Annotated in this window: 17 protein-coding genes and 2 pseudogenes; 10 read left to right on the forward strand and 9 right to left on the reverse strand. The window is 61.4% G+C overall.

Going from position 1 to position 18,783, the window contains the following annotated elements:
- Window positions 1–199 precede the first annotated feature (199 nt).
- The 5 genes and pseudogenes from NCS02_RS22425 to NCS02_RS22445 all read left to right on the forward strand — a co-directional run bounded on the left by NCS02_RS22425 (window position 200) and on the right by NCS02_RS22445 (window position 5,005).
- Entirely contained in the window at window positions 200–1,126 is a 927-nt protein-coding gene (locus NCS02_RS22425; protein WP_250436857.1) for a LysR family transcriptional regulator, read from the forward strand.
- A gap of 439 nt (window positions 1,127–1,565) precedes the next feature.
- Window positions 1,566–2,111 (forward strand): fimbrial protein, encoded by a 546-nt coding sequence (locus NCS02_RS22430; RefSeq protein WP_175982605.1) that lies wholly within the window; start codon window positions 1,566–1,568, stop codon window positions 2,109–2,111.
- Between the two features lie 99 nt (window positions 2,112–2,210).
- Window positions 2,211–2,600: pseudogene (locus NCS02_RS22435) on the forward strand (fimbria/pilus periplasmic chaperone); the annotation flags it as partial.
- Between the two features lie 141 nt (window positions 2,601–2,741).
- Window positions 2,742–3,671, forward strand: a pseudogene (locus NCS02_RS22440) (ATP-binding cassette domain-containing protein); the annotation flags it as partial.
- Window positions 3,672–3,709: 38 nt separating this feature from the next.
- Window positions 3,710–5,005 carry a TolC family outer membrane protein gene (locus tag NCS02_RS22445; RefSeq protein WP_250519991.1) on the forward strand — a complete coding sequence of 432 codons (1,296 nt, stop codon included), beginning with the start codon at window positions 3,710–3,712 and terminating at the stop codon, window positions 5,003–5,005.
- 241 nt (window positions 5,006–5,246) lie between these two features.
- On the opposite strand, the gene NCS02_RS22450 is transcribed toward NCS02_RS22445, so the two are convergent.
- Window positions 5,247–5,486 (reverse strand): hypothetical protein, encoded by a 240-nt coding sequence (locus tag NCS02_RS22450; RefSeq protein WP_250503369.1) that lies wholly within the window; start codon window positions 5,484–5,486, stop codon window positions 5,247–5,249.
- On the opposite strand from NCS02_RS22450, the gene NCS02_RS22455 reads away from it, so the two are divergent.
- Complete coding sequence (locus NCS02_RS22455; protein WP_008348961.1) at window positions 5,485–5,790, forward strand: hypothetical protein; 306 nt, start codon at window positions 5,485–5,487, stop codon at window positions 5,788–5,790. The two genes, NCS02_RS22450 and NCS02_RS22455, sit on opposite strands and share 2 nt — an antisense overlap.
- Before the next feature lie 5 nt (window positions 5,791–5,795).
- Here the strand turns inward: NCS02_RS22455 and NCS02_RS22460 are convergent, their stop codons facing one another.
- The 3 genes from NCS02_RS22460 to NCS02_RS22470 form a co-directional block, all read right to left on the reverse strand.
- Window positions 5,796–6,887 (reverse strand): NAD(P)H-dependent flavin oxidoreductase, encoded by a 1,092-nt coding sequence (locus NCS02_RS22460; RefSeq protein WP_250523294.1) that lies wholly within the window; start codon window positions 6,885–6,887, stop codon window positions 5,796–5,798.
- 25 nt (window positions 6,888–6,912) lie between these two features.
- Window positions 6,913–7,827: a LysR family transcriptional regulator gene (locus tag NCS02_RS22465; RefSeq protein ID WP_008348964.1), complete on the reverse strand. Its 915-nt coding sequence runs from the start codon at window positions 7,825–7,827 to the stop codon at window positions 6,913–6,915.
- Window positions 7,828–7,993: 166 nt separating this feature from the next.
- Window positions 7,994–9,505 (reverse strand): CoA-acylating methylmalonate-semialdehyde dehydrogenase, encoded by a 1,512-nt coding sequence (locus NCS02_RS22470; RefSeq protein WP_008348966.1) that lies wholly within the window; start codon window positions 9,503–9,505, stop codon window positions 7,994–7,996.
- A gap of 112 nt (window positions 9,506–9,617) precedes the next feature.
- Between NCS02_RS22470 and NCS02_RS22475 the strand changes: the two genes are divergently transcribed.
- Window positions 9,618–10,559, forward strand: a complete 942-nt coding sequence (locus NCS02_RS22475) for a LysR family transcriptional regulator (RefSeq protein ID WP_175982612.1) — start codon at window positions 9,618–9,620, stop codon at window positions 10,557–10,559.
- Window positions 10,560–10,620: 61 nt separating this feature from the next.
- Here the strand turns inward: NCS02_RS22475 and NCS02_RS22480 are convergent, their stop codons facing one another.
- Window positions 10,621–10,923, reverse strand: a complete 303-nt coding sequence (locus NCS02_RS22480) for a DUF4148 domain-containing protein (protein WP_033536520.1) — start codon at window positions 10,921–10,923, stop codon at window positions 10,621–10,623.
- Between the two features lie 257 nt (window positions 10,924–11,180).
- On the opposite strand from NCS02_RS22480, the gene NCS02_RS22485 reads away from it, so the two are divergent.
- Window positions 11,181–12,416 carry an NAD(P)/FAD-dependent oxidoreductase gene (locus NCS02_RS22485; RefSeq protein ID WP_175982613.1) on the forward strand — a complete coding sequence of 412 codons (1,236 nt, stop codon included), beginning with the start codon at window positions 11,181–11,183 and terminating at the stop codon, window positions 12,414–12,416.
- Window positions 12,417–12,423: 7 nt separating this feature from the next.
- On the opposite strand, the gene NCS02_RS22490 is transcribed toward NCS02_RS22485, so the two are convergent.
- Entirely contained in the window at window positions 12,424–13,320 is an 897-nt protein-coding gene (locus tag NCS02_RS22490; protein ID WP_250503372.1) for a fructose bisphosphate aldolase, read from the reverse strand.
- 174 nt (window positions 13,321–13,494) lie between these two features.
- Window positions 13,495–13,893: a hypothetical protein gene (locus tag NCS02_RS22495; protein WP_250436863.1), complete on the reverse strand. Its 399-nt coding sequence runs from the start codon at window positions 13,891–13,893 to the stop codon at window positions 13,495–13,497.
- Between the two features lie 305 nt (window positions 13,894–14,198).
- Here NCS02_RS22495 and dacB point away from each other — a divergent pair, with 305 nt between their 5' ends.
- Window positions 14,199–15,851 carry a D-alanyl-D-alanine carboxypeptidase/D-alanyl-D-alanine endopeptidase gene (gene dacB, locus NCS02_RS22500; RefSeq protein ID WP_250519994.1) on the forward strand — a complete coding sequence of 551 codons (1,653 nt, stop codon included), beginning with the start codon at window positions 14,199–14,201 and terminating at the stop codon, window positions 15,849–15,851.
- Window positions 15,852–15,863: 12 nt separating this feature from the next.
- Here the strand turns inward: dacB and NCS02_RS22505 are convergent, their stop codons facing one another.
- Window positions 15,864–16,733 carry an alpha/beta fold hydrolase gene (locus NCS02_RS22505; RefSeq protein ID WP_008348981.1) on the reverse strand — a complete coding sequence of 290 codons (870 nt, stop codon included), beginning with the start codon at window positions 16,731–16,733 and terminating at the stop codon, window positions 15,864–15,866.
- Between the two features lie 104 nt (window positions 16,734–16,837).
- On the opposite strand from NCS02_RS22505, the gene NCS02_RS22510 reads away from it, so the two are divergent.
- The gene (locus NCS02_RS22510; RefSeq protein ID WP_008348983.1) at window positions 16,838–17,686 is read left to right on the forward strand and encodes a LysR substrate-binding domain-containing protein; all 849 of its coding nucleotides are present in this window, start codon (window positions 16,838–16,840) and stop codon (window positions 17,684–17,686) included.
- On the opposite strand, the gene NCS02_RS22515 is transcribed toward NCS02_RS22510, so the two are convergent.
- Window positions 17,664–18,725, reverse strand: a complete 1,062-nt coding sequence (locus NCS02_RS22515; protein ID WP_250523295.1) for a phytoene/squalene synthase family protein — start codon at window positions 18,723–18,725, stop codon at window positions 17,664–17,666. The genes NCS02_RS22510 and NCS02_RS22515 overlap by 23 nt on opposite strands.
- Window positions 18,726–18,783: the final 58 nt, after the last annotated feature.

Consider the following 18,783-nt stretch of genomic DNA (forward strand, 5'->3'; position numbering starts at 1 on the left):
AACGAGTATGGGTTTCCAAGACATGCTTGAATATTGCTTTTTTTCGCGAAACCCTTTACCTTCAGGTAAAGGCTCGGAGCTTTTGCGAAATGTCATATGTTGAAGTAAGTGGCTGTTTTTGATGCTCTTTTCCAAGCCCAATTTGAGTTGATGGCCAATGCCCTAGGCCAGTGTCCCTAGGGAACACCCCAACGAACTCATGAGCTACAACCTCCATCAATTGCATGCTTTTACGACCATCGTGTCGTCCGGCAGCCTCGGAAGGGCCGCAGCATCGCTCAATGTGACTCAGCCAGCACTCAGTCGAACGATCAAGCGCCTGGAGGAAGATGTGGGCGCGCCGCTCTTTGAGCGGCACGTCAAAGGCATGCAGTTGACGGATATTGGCGCTGCCTTGCTGCCGCATGCTCAGCTTCTATTGCGGGAGGCAGAAAATGCGCGCGAAGAGATCGACGCGATGCGCGGACTCGCCAAAGGAACGATCAAGGTGGGAGCGGTTGGCAGTCTCGCCGCCCACTTCCTTCCTTTGGCGGTCGATCGTGTCTTGGGGAAATGGGGCAACTTGCACGTCGAAATCATCGAAGGCGTGTGGGACCGCCTTGCGGAGGGGCTCATCAATTACGAGATCGACCTCGCTCTAAGCACGGCCACTAATGACAGCGACGAGATCGTGGCCGTACCTGACTGCCGATGGGAGGACAACAGCTTCGTCGTAGCGGCTTTCAGCCATCCATTGCGCAAGAAACCGAAGCTCGCTCTCGCCGACACATTGACCGCGCGGTGGGCCATCCCGCCCAAAGGTACAGCCCCTTATGAACACATGCGAGAGACGTTTCTCTCTCGCAACCTCGACATGCCGGATATTGCCGTCCGGACGCGCTCGGTGACCGTGCTTAAAAGTCTGGTAGCCGAATGCTCGTTTCTGAGCTGGATGCCGGAACCGATGTACGACTCCGAAAGCAAGGCAGGGATCATGGGGACTCTGCCTATTCCGGGCGTTCGCGCCGCCAGAACATTGACAGCGTTTCAGCGCCGCGACGGGATACTGCCGCGTCCAGCCGCGCGTCTGCTCGACGAACTCAGAAGCCTGACCGAGGGCGGCATGGCGTTGCGGACCACGCGATAAGCCAAAGATTGCCATCGAGTTCGGAATCTCGGGAACTGCGTTAGGAAATAATCTAAATCCTCCGCCTGATTCGATTTAGTCTGCGCAAGCGCCCAGCGGCCGGGCCAAAATCAGTTTCAAATACCAAGTTAGAAATAGTTCTAAATGCGGCTTTAGAATTATTTCTAACTACTGCTTTAAGGCATTTATTAACGGATAATTATTTAGGATTTCCAGACTTTCTATTTTCATTTGGAACCCTTAATATCCGTTTCCAGCATTTGGCCTGGGATCGCAGGATTCGAGAAGGCACGTTATCCCCAGATAACCCACCTTTACGACTCTCGTCCAGTGCAAGTTCGTTGCATCAGTATGAATCCAACGTCTTTAACGATCCGGAATTCCGGAGGCCCCTCCACGGCCATATGCTGAAACCAAACATTCCTGGGAGCATTGCTTTATGAAGTCTTTCGCTATTTCCACTTTGATGGCCGCTATTTTGGGAGCTACTGCAGGTAGCGCTCTCGCCGCTGATGGAACGATCACGTTCAATGGAGCCTTGACGGCTTCGACATGTGAAATCAATGGTAATGACACGTCGTCCAAAGACTTTACGGTCAATCTTCCGACGCTGTCCACGAATGCCTTGACGAAATCGGGCGATACGGCAGGCGCCACTTCCTACCATATCGCGTTGTCCAAATGCACGCCGGTAACGTCGACCAGCAAGGCTTCGGTCTTCTATGAGGCGGGCGCCACCGTCGATCCGGTCGATGGACGTCTTATCGTCGCGCCAGGCGGCGCTCAAAACGTCAAGCTGCAAATCAACAACAGCGACGGTTCCCAGATCAAGGCCGGCTTTTCGACCGATCTGCAGAACTCCAAAGCGGCCGATATCTCGAGCGGCGCAGCGACGCTGTACTACCAGGCTGAATACTACGCAACGGGCGCCACGACTGCCGGCGCGGCCAATTCGTCTGTCGTGTACAGCATCGATTATCAATAAGTCGAGAAGCACCGGGACCTCTCAGTTGTCAGGGAGGTCGGGAAGCGGGGCGGCTGCCCCGCTTTTCCAATCGAATGTGGCATTGAATTTCTTCGCGCAATGAAACTGATCCGCAAGACACTTACCTTCGCAACGATCTGCCTGTCGATCGCTGCATTCGCCCCGACCGCCATTGCATCCGTGGTGATTGCCGGTACGCGAATCGTTTATAACCAGAACGATTCCGAAGTTACCGTCAAATTAACAAACAACGGAAAGCTCCCGGGGTTGACCAAGGTATGGATCGACCGGGGCGATCCGAACGCGAAGCCCGACAGCATCGAGGTGCCTTTTACCATCATGCCGCCCATCATGCGGATCGATCCGGGTAAATCGCAAACCTTGCGGATCATGAGTACCGGTGAGGAGCTTCCTGCCGACAAGGAATCCCTCTTCTATCTGAATGTGCTCGAAGTGCCGCCGAAGCCAACCGGGGATGAAGCAAGCCCCAATCAACTGCAACTGGCTTTCCGTACGCGCATTAAGCTCTTCTTCCGGCCTAACGGGCTCAAAGGACAAGTCACGGATGCGCCTGCTCAGGTGATCTGGCATTTGAAACACGATGGCGATCAAAACATGATCGAGGCGACTATCACATACATGGCGGCACGGCTCATGCTCGGCGGCGTCGTTTCGGTCGGCGTGTTCTATTCGTTCCTGATCTACAAGTCGTTGATGTCGGAGCGTTTTGCCAACGCCATCAACGCGATGTTTCAGTACTTCATGTTGAGCGTGCCGGTCGCGCGGGTCGACGACATCGTCGAAGCACAGACCGAAACTTACACGCCATTGAGCGCGAGCGAACGGGCGACGGAGATACGCGATTTCTCGAGTATCGAAATGCGCAACGTGACGTTCAGCTACGGCGTATCCGATAAACCCGTGCTGGCCGATCTCGATCTTTCGATTCGCAAAGGCGACAAGATCGTCATCACCGGTCCTTCGGGGAGCGGCAAGTCCACGGTATTCAAGCTCTTATCGGCGGCCGAGCCGCTGCGGGAAGGGCATATCGAACTCAACGGAATCGCGTGGCCGAATCTTGCCGTCGATGAAATTCGGCGCCACATGGCTCATATGCGCCAGGGCGACATCATCCTTCACGGCTCGATTGCCGACAATATCACCTTGTTTGCGGCGAATCCCGACGACGACCGCATACACAGGCTGCTTTCCGACGTGGGCCTTCTCGACGATGTCATGCGTCTGCCGATGCGCACGCGAACCGTCATCAGCGACACGATTGCCAACATCTCTGCGGGGCAGCGTCAACGTCTTTTGCTGGCGCGCGCGCTCTATCAACAACGCGAGATACTGATGCTCGATGAGCCTACTTCGAATCTCGATCCCGCATCTGTGAAGCACATTGCGCAACTGCTTCGCAGTCTGAAGCAAACGGTGGTGGTCATCACCCACGATATGGCTTTGGCATCGGCATTCGACATGCGCTATGCATTCGCCAATGGCGGGCTCGTGCCTGAACACGTCGTGCAAGCATCTGATCCGGTGCTGGTGGACGCATGAACAAGCCGGGATTCTCAGCAGTCTTGGTTGCGGTCTGCATGACGCTGGCTAATCACACATGCGCGAGCGATCTGCTCGATATGGTGAATGCGTCGCTCTCACAGGATGCCGATCTCGCGCAGGCACGCGCCGCCTATGAGGCGTCGAAGCAGGCCATTCCCATTGCGCGAGCTGCCTTGCTGCCGCAGATAAGCGGAGGATGGGGCCGTGCGTATAACGAAATCAAAACGGACGGTTTTCCGCGTCAGAGCTATTGGCAAAACGGATGGACTTTTCAGGCCGCGCAGCCCCTCTTCGACTGGGCCAAATGGACGACCTATCAGCAGGCCGATCTGGTCGTCGCTCAAGGCGCGGTGCAATTCGCGGCCGCGCAGCAAGCGGCGATGCTCAAGGCGGTTCGCGCCTATTTCGATGCGCTCGCGGCGGAGGACGAACTCGAACGTACGAGCGAATATCTCGCCGCCATCGATGAACAGCACAGGCAAACGCGCCGTAAGCGCGCCGCCGGCGAAGCGACTGTCATAGACGAGCGCGATATCGATGTCGCTCTCGCCCAGGCGCGGATTCAAAACGCCGACGCGCGTCAGGACATGGAGGTGAAGCGTCGCGTTCTACAGCAGATGAGCGGCAAGCCATTCTCGCCGCTTGCGGGTCTTGCAGCGGGCACGAAGCTGCCGCGTATCGAGCCGGAAGATCCGGATGTCTGGGCCGGTCAGGCGAGTTCGAGCGGCTACGATGTGCAATCGAAACAGCTCGACCTCGAAATCGCGAAGATGGATTCGAAAAAGGCGCGTGCGGCGCACTATCCGGTCGTCTCGCTTACCGGCACCTACACGCCGGCTGGCGCAGCGTCGGGCTATGCGCGCCCGACCACCACGACCACAGCCATGCTCCAAGTGATGATGCCGCTCTTCTCCGGCGGAGAGATACAGGCGCGATTGAAGCAAAGCCTGGCGCAGCAGGACAAAGCGCAGGACGCGATCGAATCCGCGTCCTTCACGGCCGAGAAGGATGCGCGTGAAAACTACGCTGCATATCTAAAGGCGCGCGTTCGGAGTATCTCACTCGAACAGCTATTGCAGACATCAAAGGAAGCATTGGCCGCAACCGAAACGGGCTTCAAGGTCGGCAGCCGGACGCAGGTCGACGTTCTGCGTGCGCTCGACTCGTACTTTACGGTTCGCCGCGATCTCATGCGTTCTCGATACGAGGTTATCGTTTCCTCGTTGCAATTGAAGGCGAACGTTGCGTCCCTGACCATCGACGATATTTCCTACGCAAACACGCTGTTGTGCTGCGCGAAAACATCGGACAACGGACCATCCTTACGCTGACTGTGCAAGAGTGCATTGACGTGCCGAATACCTTGAGTTCGTTTGCATAACCCTTCTGGCTTTGCCAGAGCAGTTCGCTCTAATACGCTTGAAACGCGCATCGGGAATTTCCCATTGCGCGTTTTTTGTTGCCTAAAAGGATCGACATGAGTTATTTGCATGCCGTCTCGCAGGCATCTATCAAATCTCAAAAAAGATTTGCTCCAAAAATAGGATGCGTCTTATTATGTTCTTAAGCTGATTATGTTCGCGCAGCGCGCAGATAAGGAATCCCGAGCACAAGAAGTTTCATTACAGGGGCCGAGATGAGAAAAGCGAAGTGGTTGAATATTGCCCGGCACGCGCTGCGCTGCGCCGTCGTGAGTTCCCTTGCCGGGCTTTGCGTGCCGGCTTTCGCGACGCTCGTTCCGGGCGGCACGATCACGTTCAGAGGTGCATTGGTTGCGCCGCCGTTTGACATCGCTGCCGGATCTGCTTCCATGCTCGGAACCAGTGGATTCCAGAACGATTCCGCTGATGTGAAAGGCGTACGTTCCTCCGCCGTTGTCACCTATTACGCGCCACCGCACAATGCGCCGAGCGCGGAGGTTTCGTTGGTCGTAGTGGGCGATCGTGCCGCTGCGGTGAGTTCGCATTTCATCGACGGCGCGGGACAGCGCGTCGGGCCGTCCCTGGGCCGCTCATATCACGTAGGCCCGGCAGGCGGCGCGCTTCTGATACGGCGATCCGAAAACGCGCGCGCCGAATCGACGACGCTCGTGACCGTCGTCACCCAATACAACTAGCGCATTCAACGCGATGCATATCGCTGCAATCCCGCGATGCTTTCCCGCAGTTCGTCTTGCAGCCGCGCCATCAATTCGGCGGCGGGCAACTCGCGCGCGAGCGCGGCGGCTTGCCCTGCCCATTGCGCGCCGTAGCCGAATTCGCTCTTTGCTTTCGCCGCTGCGTGCAATGCCTTGCCTGCATCGTAGGTAATCGGATACGCGGGAATGGCAGGCGCTCCTTCGGCGCGCCCGAGTTCGGTGAACTTGTTGACGAGGCTGCGCGCCTTGCGCCCCGAAATCGCCGATGTGAACGTCGTGCGTTCGGCCGCATCGGTCAAGATCGCGCGACGGTAGCCCGCATCGATCGACGTCTCCGTGCAAGGCACGAACGCCGTGCCCAATTGCGCGGCCTGTGCGCCCAGCGCAAGCGCCGCCGCAATGCCCGCGCCGTCCATGATGCCGCCCGCCGCGATCACGGGCACGTCGAACTTGCTGGCGAGAAGACGCGTCAGCGCGAACGTGCCGAGGTTGTCGTCGTCGGCTTGCGGATCGAAGATGCCGCGATGTCCGCCCGCTTCGATGCCCTGCGCGACGATCGCATCCATGCCCGCCGCGACGACCTGCTCCGCCTCACGCAAATTGGTTGCGGACGCAATCAGTTTGATGCCCGCGTTGCGCAACGCATCGATGTATTCCTTCGACGGCAAGCCGAAGTGAAAACTCATGATCGCGGGCTTCTCTTCGACGAAGACCCGGAGCATGGCATCATCGACGACGAAGCTCGTATAAATCTCGCTCAGCTTCGCGGGCGGCGTCGCGCCGTATTGCGCGAACACCGGCGCGAGCCAGTTCGTCCATGCCTGCTCGATAGCGGCGTCGGCGCGGGCCGGCTCATGACAGAACACGTTGATGTTGAACGGCTTGCTCGTCAGCTCGCGCGTCTCGCGAATCACCTTGCGCGCGCCTTCCGCGTTCATCGCGCCGACGCCGAGCGAGCCGAGCCCGCCCGCATTCGATACGGCCGCCGCGAGCGCGGGCGTGCTGACGCCGGCCATCGGCGCCTGAATGATCGGCACGTCGATGCCGAGTAGCGATGTCAATGCGTTCTTGCTCATGAATGTGCATCCTCTGAACGTTGATTCAACGCGTGCCGAGCTTCTCGACGACGAAGTCGACAAAAGCCCGCACGCGCGACGACAAATGTCTGCCGTGCGGATACAGCAGGATGAACGGCCTGCTGCATCCGCCGTAATCGCGCAGCACCTCGACAAGCGTGCCCGCGCGCAATTCTTCCTCGACGGTGAAGCGATAAATCTGGAACAGACCCGCGCCGTGACGCGCGAGCGGAATGCCCGCGAGCGCATCGCCGGACGTGCCGTAGCCGCCTTGCGTCGTGATTTCCACGAGTTCGCCGTTCTGCATGAAGAGCCACGGCACGGGCCGTCCGGTACTTGGCATCTCGAACTGGATGCATTCGTGCGCGAGCAGATCTTCGATTGTTTTCGGCACGCCCGCGCGCTTCAGATAAGCCGGCGACGCCACCGTGACCAACTCCGCATCTTCGAGCTTGCGCGCGATCAGACCGGAATCGCGGGGTGCGCGTCCGCGTATCGCGAGGTCGAAACCTTCATCGGCGAAGTCGATGTTGCGGTTGCTCAGATGCGCTTCGACCGTGACATCGGGATAACGCTCTCTGAACTCCGCAAGCAACGGCAGCATGCGGTAATGCCCGTAAGGCGTCGGCATGCTGATGCGCAACACGCCCTTCGGCGTCGTCTGCTGGCCGGTGGCTTCGCGCTCCGCTTCCGCGAGACGATTGAGCGCATCGCGACATTGCTCGAAGTAGCGACGGCCTGCATCGGTCAGTCGAATCTGGCGCGTCGTACGCACGAAAAGCCGCACGGCGAGGCGCTTTTCGAGTCGCGCGACCGAGCGGCTCACGGCCGCCGGCGTGACGCTCGCAGCGGTCGCCGCGAGCGTGAAGCTGCCGAGTTCGGCTGCAAGGCAGAAGAGTTCGATGCTGCCGAGAAGAAGGTCGTCGAATTGCCGCTGCATGTCGATTGGCTTCGCGTCGCTGTCGTTTTTGCTGCATCTTCGCCGCTTGCACATGAACGGTCAACCGACGGCGTTTCATACGGTTCGGCGCGCCGGGGCACAAAAACGAACGCCCGCTTCTTCCACACGGAAAAAACGGGCGATTAGTTGCAAGCGTAACGATCGATTACTTCGCGGTCGGCATCACGAATTCCGCGCCCTTCTCCGTGCTCTCGGGCCAGCGCTGCATGATCGACTTTTGCTTCGTGTAGAAGCGCACGCCTTCTTCGCCATACGCGTGCATGTCGCCGAAAAGGCTGCGCTTCCAGCCGCCGAATCCGTGCCACGCCATCGGCACCGGAATCGGCACGTTGATGCCGACCATGCCCACTTCGATGCGACGGCCGAATTCGCGCGCGATATGACCATCGCTCGTATAGCAGGCGACGCCGTTGCCGAATTCGTGCTCGTTGACGAGATCGACCGCTTCGCTGAAGTCCTTCACGCGCACGCACGCGAGTACCGGGCCGAAGATCTCTTCCTTGTAGATGCGCATGTCCGGCGTGACATGATCGAACAGCGTGCCGCCCGTGAAGAAGCCGTCTTCGTGGCCCGGCACCTTGAAGCCGCGGCCATCGACGACGAGTTTCGCGCCTTCTTCCACGCCCAGCGCGATATAACCTTCGATGCGTTCGAGTGCCTGGCGCGTGACGATCGGACCCATTTCCGCGTCGTCTTCCATGCCGTTCTTGATCTTGAGTTGCTGCGCGCGCTCTGCGAGACGCGGCACGATCTTGTCGGCGACATCGCCCACGAGCACCGCGACCGAGATCGCCATGCAGCGCTCGCCGGCCGAGCCGTAGCCCGCGCCGATCAACGCATCGACGGCCTGATCGATGTTCGCATCGGGCATCACGACCATGTGATTCTTCGCGCCGCCGAGCGCCTGCACGCGCTTGCCGTGCTTCGCGCCGGTCTCGTAGATGTAGTTCGCGATCGGCGTGGAGCCGACGAAGCTGATCGCCTTCACTTGCGGATGCGCGAGCAGCGCATCGACGACGACCTTGTCGCCCTGCACGACGTTGAAGATGCCATCGGGCAAACCGGCTTCCTTGAGCAGATCGGCCATGAACAGCGACGCCGACGGATCGCGCTCGCTCGGCTTCAGAATGAACGCGTTGCCCGCCGCGATCGCGACCGGGAACATCCAGCACGGCACCATGCACGGAAAGTTGAACGGCGTGATGCCCGCGACGATGCCGAGCGGCTGGCGCGTCGTCCAGTTGTCCATGCCCGTCGAGACCTGTTCGGTGTAGTCGCCCTTCAGCAGTTGCGGAATGCCGCATGCGAATTCGATCACGTCGATGCCGCGCGACACTTCACCCTGCGCATCCGAGAAGACCTTGCCGTGCTCGGCGGTGATGATCGCGGCGAGTTCGTCGCGATGCTTGTTCATCAGTTCGAGGAACTTCAGCATGACGCGCGCGCGGCGGATCGGCGGCGTGTCGCGCCAGGCCGGGAACGCGGCTTTCGCGCTCGCGACGGCTGCATCGACATCGGCGGCTTCACCGAGCACGAGCTTGCGCGGACGCTCGCCCGTCGCGGGATTGAACACCGGCTGCGTGCGCGTGGCCGAGCCATGCGTGCGCTCGCCGTGAATGTAATGAACGACGTCGGCGGTGTCGTTGAACGCTTGCATGCTGTCTCCTCTCACGGACTGGTTTGGCAATTGACACAGTGTAGGAAGCGATGCGCCCCTTGCAAAGACGCTATGATTGAACTCATTGTTTATATTGGCAAACAATCGGTTGATGGACGAGCAAAAGATCGAAGGTCTGTGGACCCATTTGCACTGGCTCACCGTGCTTGCGGAACAAGGCAGCTACACGGCCGCCGCCGCGCGGCTGAACGTATCGAAAGCGGCGATGAGCCAGCGCATCGCCGAACTGGAGCGCGCGGCGGGCGTGCCGCTCGTCACGCGCACGACGCGCAGCGTGCGTTTCACCGAAGCGGGCCGCAGGCTCGTCGACGATACGCGCGAGCAGTACGAGCGCATCGCATCGAGCTTCATGAGCGTCAAGGAGATGGCGGGCGTCGCGCGCGGGCTCATCCGCGTAACCGCGCCGATGGCCTTTTCGCGGCAGCAGCTCGTGCCGCGCATGGCCGGATTTCTGCACGCGCACCCCGATGTGCGGGTGCAACTGGAGGCATCGGACCGGTTGAGTTCGATCGCGACCGAAGGCTTCGATCTCGCGCTGCGGCACAGCGCGCAGGTGCCGGATACGCACGTCGCGTGGAAGCTGTGCGATACCCGTTCGGTGATCGTCGCGACACGCGCCTATCTGAAGCGGCGCGGCACGCCGGCGACGCCCAACGATCTCGTCACGCACGATTGCCTGGTCTATCCGCGGCCGCAGGCATCGAGCATCTGGTCGTTCGAAAGGAAAGGCGGGCGCAAGACTTCGACCGGGCCTCATACGCTCGCGGTGAGCGGTCCTTTCGCGGCGAACAACAGCGAAGTGCTGCGCGATGCAGCGCTCGACGATCTCGGCATCGCGCTCTTGCCGGATTTCACCGCGCAGGCCGCCGTGCAAGCGGGAAAGCTCGTCGTGCTGTTGCCGGAGTGGCGTCCGGTCGGCGCGTTCGCGGATCAGCTATTCGTGGTGCGGCCTTATGCGCCGCATGTGCCACGCGCGGTCGCGCTTTTCATCGGATATTTGCGCGAGACGTTCGCAGGCGGCTTTCCGCTCTAGAACGAAAAAACGCGCCGGTCCGAGACCAGCGCGTTTCGTGATGCGGCTTGCTGCTTGCTGCTCAGTGATGCGCGAACGTCGGGAAAACGTCGGCTTGAACCGCGTTGACGCGAGCGCCCGATTGCGCTGAACCATCCGCCACACCGCCATATCCGTTTTGCGCGGCGACGCGCGCTTCGGCAGCTTGAACGTCGGCGGGATACTTCGAATCGCTGATGACGTTCGGGTTATAACCGGCCTTTTCCAATTGCACGATTTGCTCGCGGACTTCGGCGCGCGTCAAAGGCTGATTCGACTGCGCGAACGACGCGACCGGCGCGGCAAAAGCAAGAGCGACCGCTGCGATACCGATGAACTTGTTCATGATGCTTTCCTCCATCCATAAGTTTTGAGTTGCCGCTCACGCTGCCTTGTTTGCTTCGTGCGCGACCGTTGTACAGAGTTTAGGTATCGCACGCCCTAGGGTAAATACCTAAACGGCGAAATCACTTTTGGCGAAAACCCGACTAATACGGGCACGCGCGATGAGAACCAACGCCTTGCGAATCGCCTATAACCAAGAACGGAGCGCCGCTCTACGCGACGCATAGCACGAACGATCGTTTAATCAGGGGAATGGCCTTGAAACGAATCCTTGTGATTGGCGCGGGTTTCGCCGGTCTGTGGAGCGCGCTGTCGGCGGCGCGCAAGCTGGACGAACTCGGGCACGCCGACGAAGCGGAAGTCGCCATCGTCAATCCGGTGCCTTTTCATAGCGTGCGGGTGCGCAACTACGAACAGCCGCTCGACCCGACGCTCGTGCAACTCGATACCGTGCTCGGGCCCGCGGGCGTGCACCTGATTCAGGCGAAGGCGACGAGCCTCGACAGCGCGAATCGCCGTGTGACGATCGAACGCGACGGAGCATCTGAGACGCTCGGCTACGACCGGATGATCCTCGCGGCAGGCAGCGTGCTCGTGCGTCCGCCGATTCCGGGCCTCGATCGCTATTCATTCGATGTCGACACCTACGCGGGCGCGTGCAAGCTGCAGGCGCATCTGCTGACCTTGCCCGCGCTGCCCGACACGCCCGGCCGCTATACCGCGGTCGTGGTCGGCGCGGGACTGACGGGCATCGAGTTGGCGGCGGAATTGCCCGCGCGCCTGCGCGAGATCGTCGCGGAAAAGGATCGCGGCAAGGTGCGCGTCGTGCTCGCGGATCGTTCGGCGCGGATCGCGCAATCGATGGGCGGCGCGCAGCATGTCATCGAAGGCGCGTTGCAGACGCTCGAAGTCGAGATGCGGCCAGGCGTGACGCTCGAATCGGTCGATGGCCAAGGTCTCACGCTCCACGATGGCGCGGCGAGCGAGCGCATCGAAGCGGCGACGGTCGTCTGGTGCGGCGGCATGCACGCGAACGCGCTCGCGGCGCAATTGCCGGTCACGCTGGACCCGCTCGGACGCGTGCCCGTCGATACGTTTCTGCGCGCGGAAGGCGTGCCGGGCGTGTTCGCGGCGGGCGATTGCGCGCGCATATTGATCGACGGCACGCGGCCATCGGTGATGTCGTGCCAGCATGGCCGGCCGATGGGACGTTACGCGGGCAACAACGCCGTCTGCGATCTATTCGGGCTGGAGATGCTGCCGCTGTCGATCGACTGGTACACGACCATCTGCGATCTCGGGCCGTGGGGCGCGGTGTATACGGAAGGATGGGACAGAAAGCTCGTCTCGGAAGGAGAGACGGCGAAGGCGACGAAGCGCACGATCAACGGCGAGCGCATCTATCCGCCGAAAAGCGGCACGCGCGAGGACATTTTTCGGGCGGCGGCGCCCGTCGTGCAAACGCCGCCGCCTACCGAACGCGCCAACAAGTAACGAAGCGTCAGACCTTCTTCACGGACGCTTCGTAGATCTCGTCGATCGACTGCTCGAGCGTCTTGTCGAACTCGCTGTCGCTCATGTCCTTCTTCAGCTCGTTGATGAGCGCGCGCGAGAAGCTCGCGATCATGCCGTGGTTCTGCGCGAGCTTCTTGCACGCGTCGCTGCGCGTATAGCCGCCCGACAGCGCGACGACGCGCACGACACGCGGATGCTCGATCAGCGGACGATAGAAATCCGCCTCGTCGGGGATGGTCAGCTTGATCATCACGTTGCTCGATTCCGGCAGCGCGTCGAGGCCCTTCAGCAATTCTTCGCGCAGAATCTTTTCCGCGCCTTTCTTGTCCGGGCTCTTGATCGAGACTTCGGGTTCGAGAATCGGCACGAGACCGTGCTTGATGATCTGCGCGCCCACTTCGAACTGCTGCTTCGCCACGGCGGCGATGCCCTTTTCGTCGGCTTGATGGATCACCGAGCGCATCTTCGTGCCGAAGATGCCGAGCTTCACGGCGCGCGCCAGAAGATCGTCGAGACCGGGGATCGGCTTCATGATCTGCACGCCGTCGGCTTCGGCTTCGAGACCCTTGTCGACCTTCAGGAACGGCACGACGCCGCGGTCTTCCCACAGGAACGTGGGAACGGGCTTGCCTTCCGCTTCGCCGTCCATCGTGCGCTCGAACAGAATCGCGCCGATCACCTTCTTGCCCGTGAACGAAGGCGCCGTGATGATACGCACGCGCATTTCATGCATCAGCTTGAACATTTCGGCGTCGCCGTTGTAGGCGTCGTCCGGAATTCCGTATTGCCGCAGCGCGCCGGGCGTCGATCCGCCGCTCTGATCCAGAGCAGCGATGAAACCATCCTTCTCAGCCATTTGCGCGAGCATCTTTTCGTTAGCCACGAACATTTCCTCCTCGAAGTTCAAACACCGGACTTGTGCGCGCACAGTCCGGGCTTATGGTTCAGCTTCTGCAAGTGTAAAGGTTTTGACGGGCGCTCAAGTCGTGCAAATCCGCCATTTGCGCGCAAATGGAGTGATGTCGTGCGCTGGCGCACGGCCCGCGACAAGAAAACTTCAGGAAGGAGCGGAATTGAGGCCGCCCGCGTTGCCGGATCGCCAGACGATGCCGAGGGCGCGCTTGAAGAGCGATGGCGCGCGCGTGAAGTCGCCGGCTTGCGGCAGTTGCGCATGATCGTTCGATGCTTCCGATGCAGCTTCGATCGCCTCCGGTTCGGGAACGGGCTCCGGAACAGGCGCGAGCTTTTCGCGCGCGTCGCCGCAACGCTGGTTCAGCACGCGGCGCATGTCGGGGTCGTCGATCAGCGCTTGCGCGGTCGCCATGCCGCGCTCGAATTGCAGCGCATAGGCGATATCGGTGAAATCTTCGTAGCGGCCGCTATCGGCCAGCTCGTACGCCAGTTCGAGCGTGCGCCGGCGTTTCCATGCATCGAGATCGTCGTGGGCCGTGCTCAAGGTGTCCTCTTCTTCGCGATGAGGTGCCGAAGATGTTAGCCCGCGCCAAACTTTTTTCCGTTGTCGCGTCACAACAAGCAGACGAAAAGCATTCACGATTTCAAACAAAAAGCGCTTGCCTGAAGCACTGGATTCGCGATAGTCCTCGCTTGACAAGGCTCGTGTAAGGTATTTAATTCACTCACCCGCCTCGCTGCGAAATGATGGGCGGCCGCCGACATGTCCTGTCTGCGCTGTGAAGCAGTCCCGACGTATGGATGTTCGCTCCGGTGCGGAGCGCGATGTGCCTTTATCGGAGCCGCGTCATGAACCCGCTTTCAGGAAGTCCGGCACGCGTGGCCGCTCTCGCTCTCGGCTGCGCGCTCGTCACGTCCGTAACCGGATGCGGCGGCTCCGATTCCACCGATACGTCCGTCCCCGACGCCATCACGCAGATCATGAAAAAGCCCATGTATCAGGGCGCGACGTGGGCATTGCGCGTCGTCGATCTGAACTCGGGCGATCTCGTCTACGACATGAATTCGAACGCGCAGGTGTATGTGGCGTCGGTGCGCAAGGTGTTTTCGCTCGGCGCGGCGCTCGATCAATACGGCGCGCAGCATCAGTTTCAGACGCCGGTGTATCGCACGGGAACCGTCGATGCGGCCGGCACGCTCAACGGCAATCTCGTGCTCGTCGCGAGCGGCGATCTCTCGATGGGCGGCCGCACGAACGCCGACGGCACGCTCGCCTGGACCAACTTCGACCACAACGAAGCGAACAATCTCGGCAACGCGCAGATCACCGCGCCCGATCCGCTCGCGGGCTACGACGCGCTCGCGGCGCAGGTGACGGCAGCGGGCATCAAGCAGGTCAACGGCGAAGTCGTCATCGACGATCGGCTTTTCGAACCCTTCGACTTTCGCGGCGAATTTCAATTGCGGTCGATCTTCGTGAATGACGATGTCGTCGATACGATCATCTCGCAGGGCAGCGCCGGCTCGGCGACGCCGGTGGACTATCGGCCGAAATCATCGGCGTTCACGGTGCAATCCACGTTGATGACAGCGGCGGCGGGCACCGAGGCGAAAATCACCGTCACGCCGACGGACCCGACCTGCTTCGGCTCGCTTGCCTGCACCGGCACGATCGGCGGTTCGATTCCGGCGAATTACGTGCCGCCGATCGTGCCGAATTTCCCGGTCATCCGCACGTTCCGCATCACCGCGCCGCAGAACTATGCGCGCACGGTGCTCATCGAGGCGCTCGCGCGCGCCGGCGTGAGGGTCACGGCGCCGGTTGTCGAAAACAACCCGACGCAACTTCTGCCCGCGAAGAATTCATATTCCGCCGATACGCGCGTCGCGCAGCTCACATCGCAGCCGTACAGCGAATATTCGAAGTGGATTCTGAAGGTCAGCTACAACATCGGCGCGGACACGAGCCTCATGCTATTCGGCGTCGCGAACAACGGTTCGACCACGCTTCAGTCGGCGCTCGCGGCGGAGAACGCGAAGCTATCCGCCGCGCCGTTCAACGTGCCGATGAGCCAGACGCATTTCATCGACGGCAGCGGTGGCGGCGAAACGACGGCGACGCCGGTCGCGGTCATCGCGATGTTGCGCGCGATGAACGGCCGTCCGGCGTTCCCGGCGTATCTGGATTCGATGCCTGTTCTCGGCGTCGACGGCTCGCTCGCGAGCACGACCGACTTCGAAGCCGATCCGACGCTCGCGGGCGCGAAAGGCAAGGTGTACGCGAAGACGGGAACGTACGTGACCGGCACCGAAAACCCCGACGGCACCGCGACGACCACGCTCAAAGGTCAGGCGCTCGCGGGTTATATCGACGCGAAAAGCGGACGAAGGCTCGCGTTCGCGCTGATCGTGAACAACGTGCCGATCAGCGACGTGCCCGACATCATCAACGTGTTCAACGACGAAGGCACGATCGCGGCGAACATCTGGAAGCTGCAGTGAGCCGCTTTCGACTCACCATGCGCCGGCGAACGCCAGCACCGCGCGATTGAACGCGCCGGGACTCGCGACGTTCATGCCGTGCGATGCGCGCGCGATCGTCTGACGCTCCGCGAACTCGATCCACTCTTCGAGCTTCTCGACGTTGTTGCGGAACATGCGCGGGCTTTTCTCGCCGTCGATCAGCAGCGTGCGGCACTTGATGTCGCGCGCCGCTTCGCGCGTGTATGCGGGCAGCGGATCGCGGAATTGCTTCGGCAGCGTGAGCGCGTTATCCAGCGCCATGCGACGGAAGCTCTCCGTGCTCTTCTTCCAAAAGCCCGGCATGCTGACCGAATCCACGAACATTTCGAGGCCGCGGTCGAATTCGCCCTGTTCGATCAGCTCGGCCACGCGCGTGCGCAGCGCGTTGGTCGCGGGCGGCAGCGTGGCGGGCGTGGCCTGCGGCGAGGTTTGCAGCGGACCGCCCGGATCGGCGAGCGTGAGCGTCTTCACGAGCCGTGGATACTCGCGCGCCAGATGAAACGCGACGCAGCCGCCGCGCGAATGCCCGACGAGATGCACAGGCGCGAGATCGAGCGCCTCGATGAACTCCGCCATTTCCGCGACATGCGCTTCCCAGCCGAATTCGCCTTGCACGAAAGCATCGACGGCGGGCCAGTAATGCGACAGGCTCGGCGCGATCACGCGGAAATGCTTCGCGAGCGGCAAAATCTGCGCGTCCCAGTAGCGGTAATCGCACAGCGAGCCATGCACGAGAACGAGCGGCTCGCCCTCGCCGCACTCGATATACGGCACGGAAATGCCCGATTTCGTCGTGGCAAACGACGGTTCAGGCAGACCTTGCACGGCAGTGAGGACGGAGAGATCGGTTCGCGCGTTCATGAGTTAGCTCCTTGGATGCGACTATGCGCCGCGGCGAAGCAAAAGAAAAACGCATAATTTTGATAGAATCGTTCAGAATTTCTGATAGCAACCGGTCGCTCACCATGAAAGCGCTCGATCTGGACGTCCTTTCGATGATCATCGCGGTCGCGGATACCGGCAACATCAGCCGCGCGGCGGAGCTCGTGCATCGCTCGCAGTCGGCGGTCAGCATGCAGATCAAGACGCTGGAAACCGCGCTGGGCAAGGCGCTGTTCGTGCGCAAGCCGCGCAGCGTGGTGCCGACGCAGGACGGCGAAGTGCTCCTCACCTACGCGCGGCGCATGATCGCGCTGCGCGACGAGGCATGGGCGGCGGTCGTGCGGCCGGACGTGACGGGACGCGTGGTGATCGGCGTGCCGGACGATTACGCGTCGTCGCTTTTTCCGCCGATCCTCAAGAAATTCTCGGCGACGTATCCGAAAGTCGAGATTCAGGTGGTCGGCCTGCCGAGCGTCGCGCTCGCGCCGATGGTGAAAGACGGCTCGGTCGATCTTGTCTGCGCGACGCGCGTGAAGGGTTTGTCGGGCGAATTTCTCCGCCACGAGCCGATGGTCTGGGCCGCCGCGCCCGGCACCGAGATCTGGAAGGAGCGGCCCTTGCCCATCGCCGTGTTTTTGCCGGGCAGCGTCGCGCGCGAAAACGCGATCCGCAGCCTGGAGCGCGCGCGCATCGGCTATCGCACGTCGTATGAAAGTCCGAGCCTGCTCGGTCTGCTGACGATGGCCGAAGCCGGTCTCGCCGTGACGCCGCTCGCGAAATGCGCGGTGCCGGCGCATTTCACGCTGCTCGGGCCGGCGCAAGGCCTGCCCGATATCGGCACGCTCGAAGTGGTTCTGGCGCGCAGCGCGGCGTCGAAACGGCCGCCGTGCGACTTTCTCGCCGAACGCATCATGGCCGAGTTGCGGCGCTGATCTCGGCTTGGATTGCCTGAACACGGCGCGCGGTCCACGCGCGCAACATGCCGTTCGATACGACCATCGGCAACGATGCCGCCATGATCCGGTACACGTCGTTGCGGCGCACCTTCGAGACCTTCCGCGGATCGAGCCACGCTTCGTTGCGGGCGAGCAGGACGAGCGTATCGAGGCCGATCATGATCGGCCAGAGACACGCGAGACGCAGACGGATCGCGCTCGCCGGAATCGCGAGCGTGTAATCGACGGCGTCTTCAAACAGCGCGAGCGACGTGCGCAGCAATTCGAAAAGCACGGGCCGCGCGCGCGCCGACGTTTCGGGCCGCAACACATCTTGCGGCGTGAGGCCATGCCGCGCGAGCATCGATTCGGGCACATAGCATCGGCCGATGCGCAAATCCTTCGCGCAGTCGCGCAGCACGTTGGTCATCTGCAGCGCCTTGCCGAAGCGCACGCCGAGCGCGAGCATCGTGTCGGGCGCGGCTTTCAGCGTGCCGGGCATATGCGCGTACGTCATCTTCGTCCAGAATTCGCCGACGCAACCCGCGACGAGATACGTATAGCGATCCAGTTCGCCGAATTCCCGCAACGCGACGATCTCGCCCGATGTTTCGTCGGGAAACGTGCGCAGATCGAACTCCATGCCGGTGGAAAGCGTCGTGACGATGTCGCGCACGGCGGCCCGGTCGTCGGCGTTCAATTGCGGCAGGATCGCGAGCGCCGCATCGAGCGATTCGAGCAGCGCGCGTTCGTCCGGCTGCGCCTGCTGCCCCGCGACCTCACCCGCGATGCGCGCGAGCGCGCCGTCGTCGGGCGCTCCGTTGATTTGCGCGCGCAGCGAGAGCAGCAATTCCAGCCGACGCTGCGGCGAAATCAGCGATGTATCCGCGATCGTATCGGCGGCGCGCGCAAGCAGATACGCGAGCCCGATGGGGTCGCGCATGCCCGCCGGCAAAATGCGCAGCGTGAGATAAAACGACCGCGACACGCTCTTGAGAAGCGGGCCCAGCAGGAAGGCCCGGGGCGAATTGTTCATGACTTGGATCGGATGACTCGGCCGGAAGCGCGTTGGAAAGCGCGCCGCGGCATTGTAT

Origin of the sequence: Caballeronia sp. NCF2 (assembly GCF_023631205.1) — a bacterium.
Taxonomy (GTDB): domain Bacteria; phylum Pseudomonadota; class Gammaproteobacteria; order Burkholderiales; family Burkholderiaceae; genus Caballeronia; species Caballeronia zhejiangensis.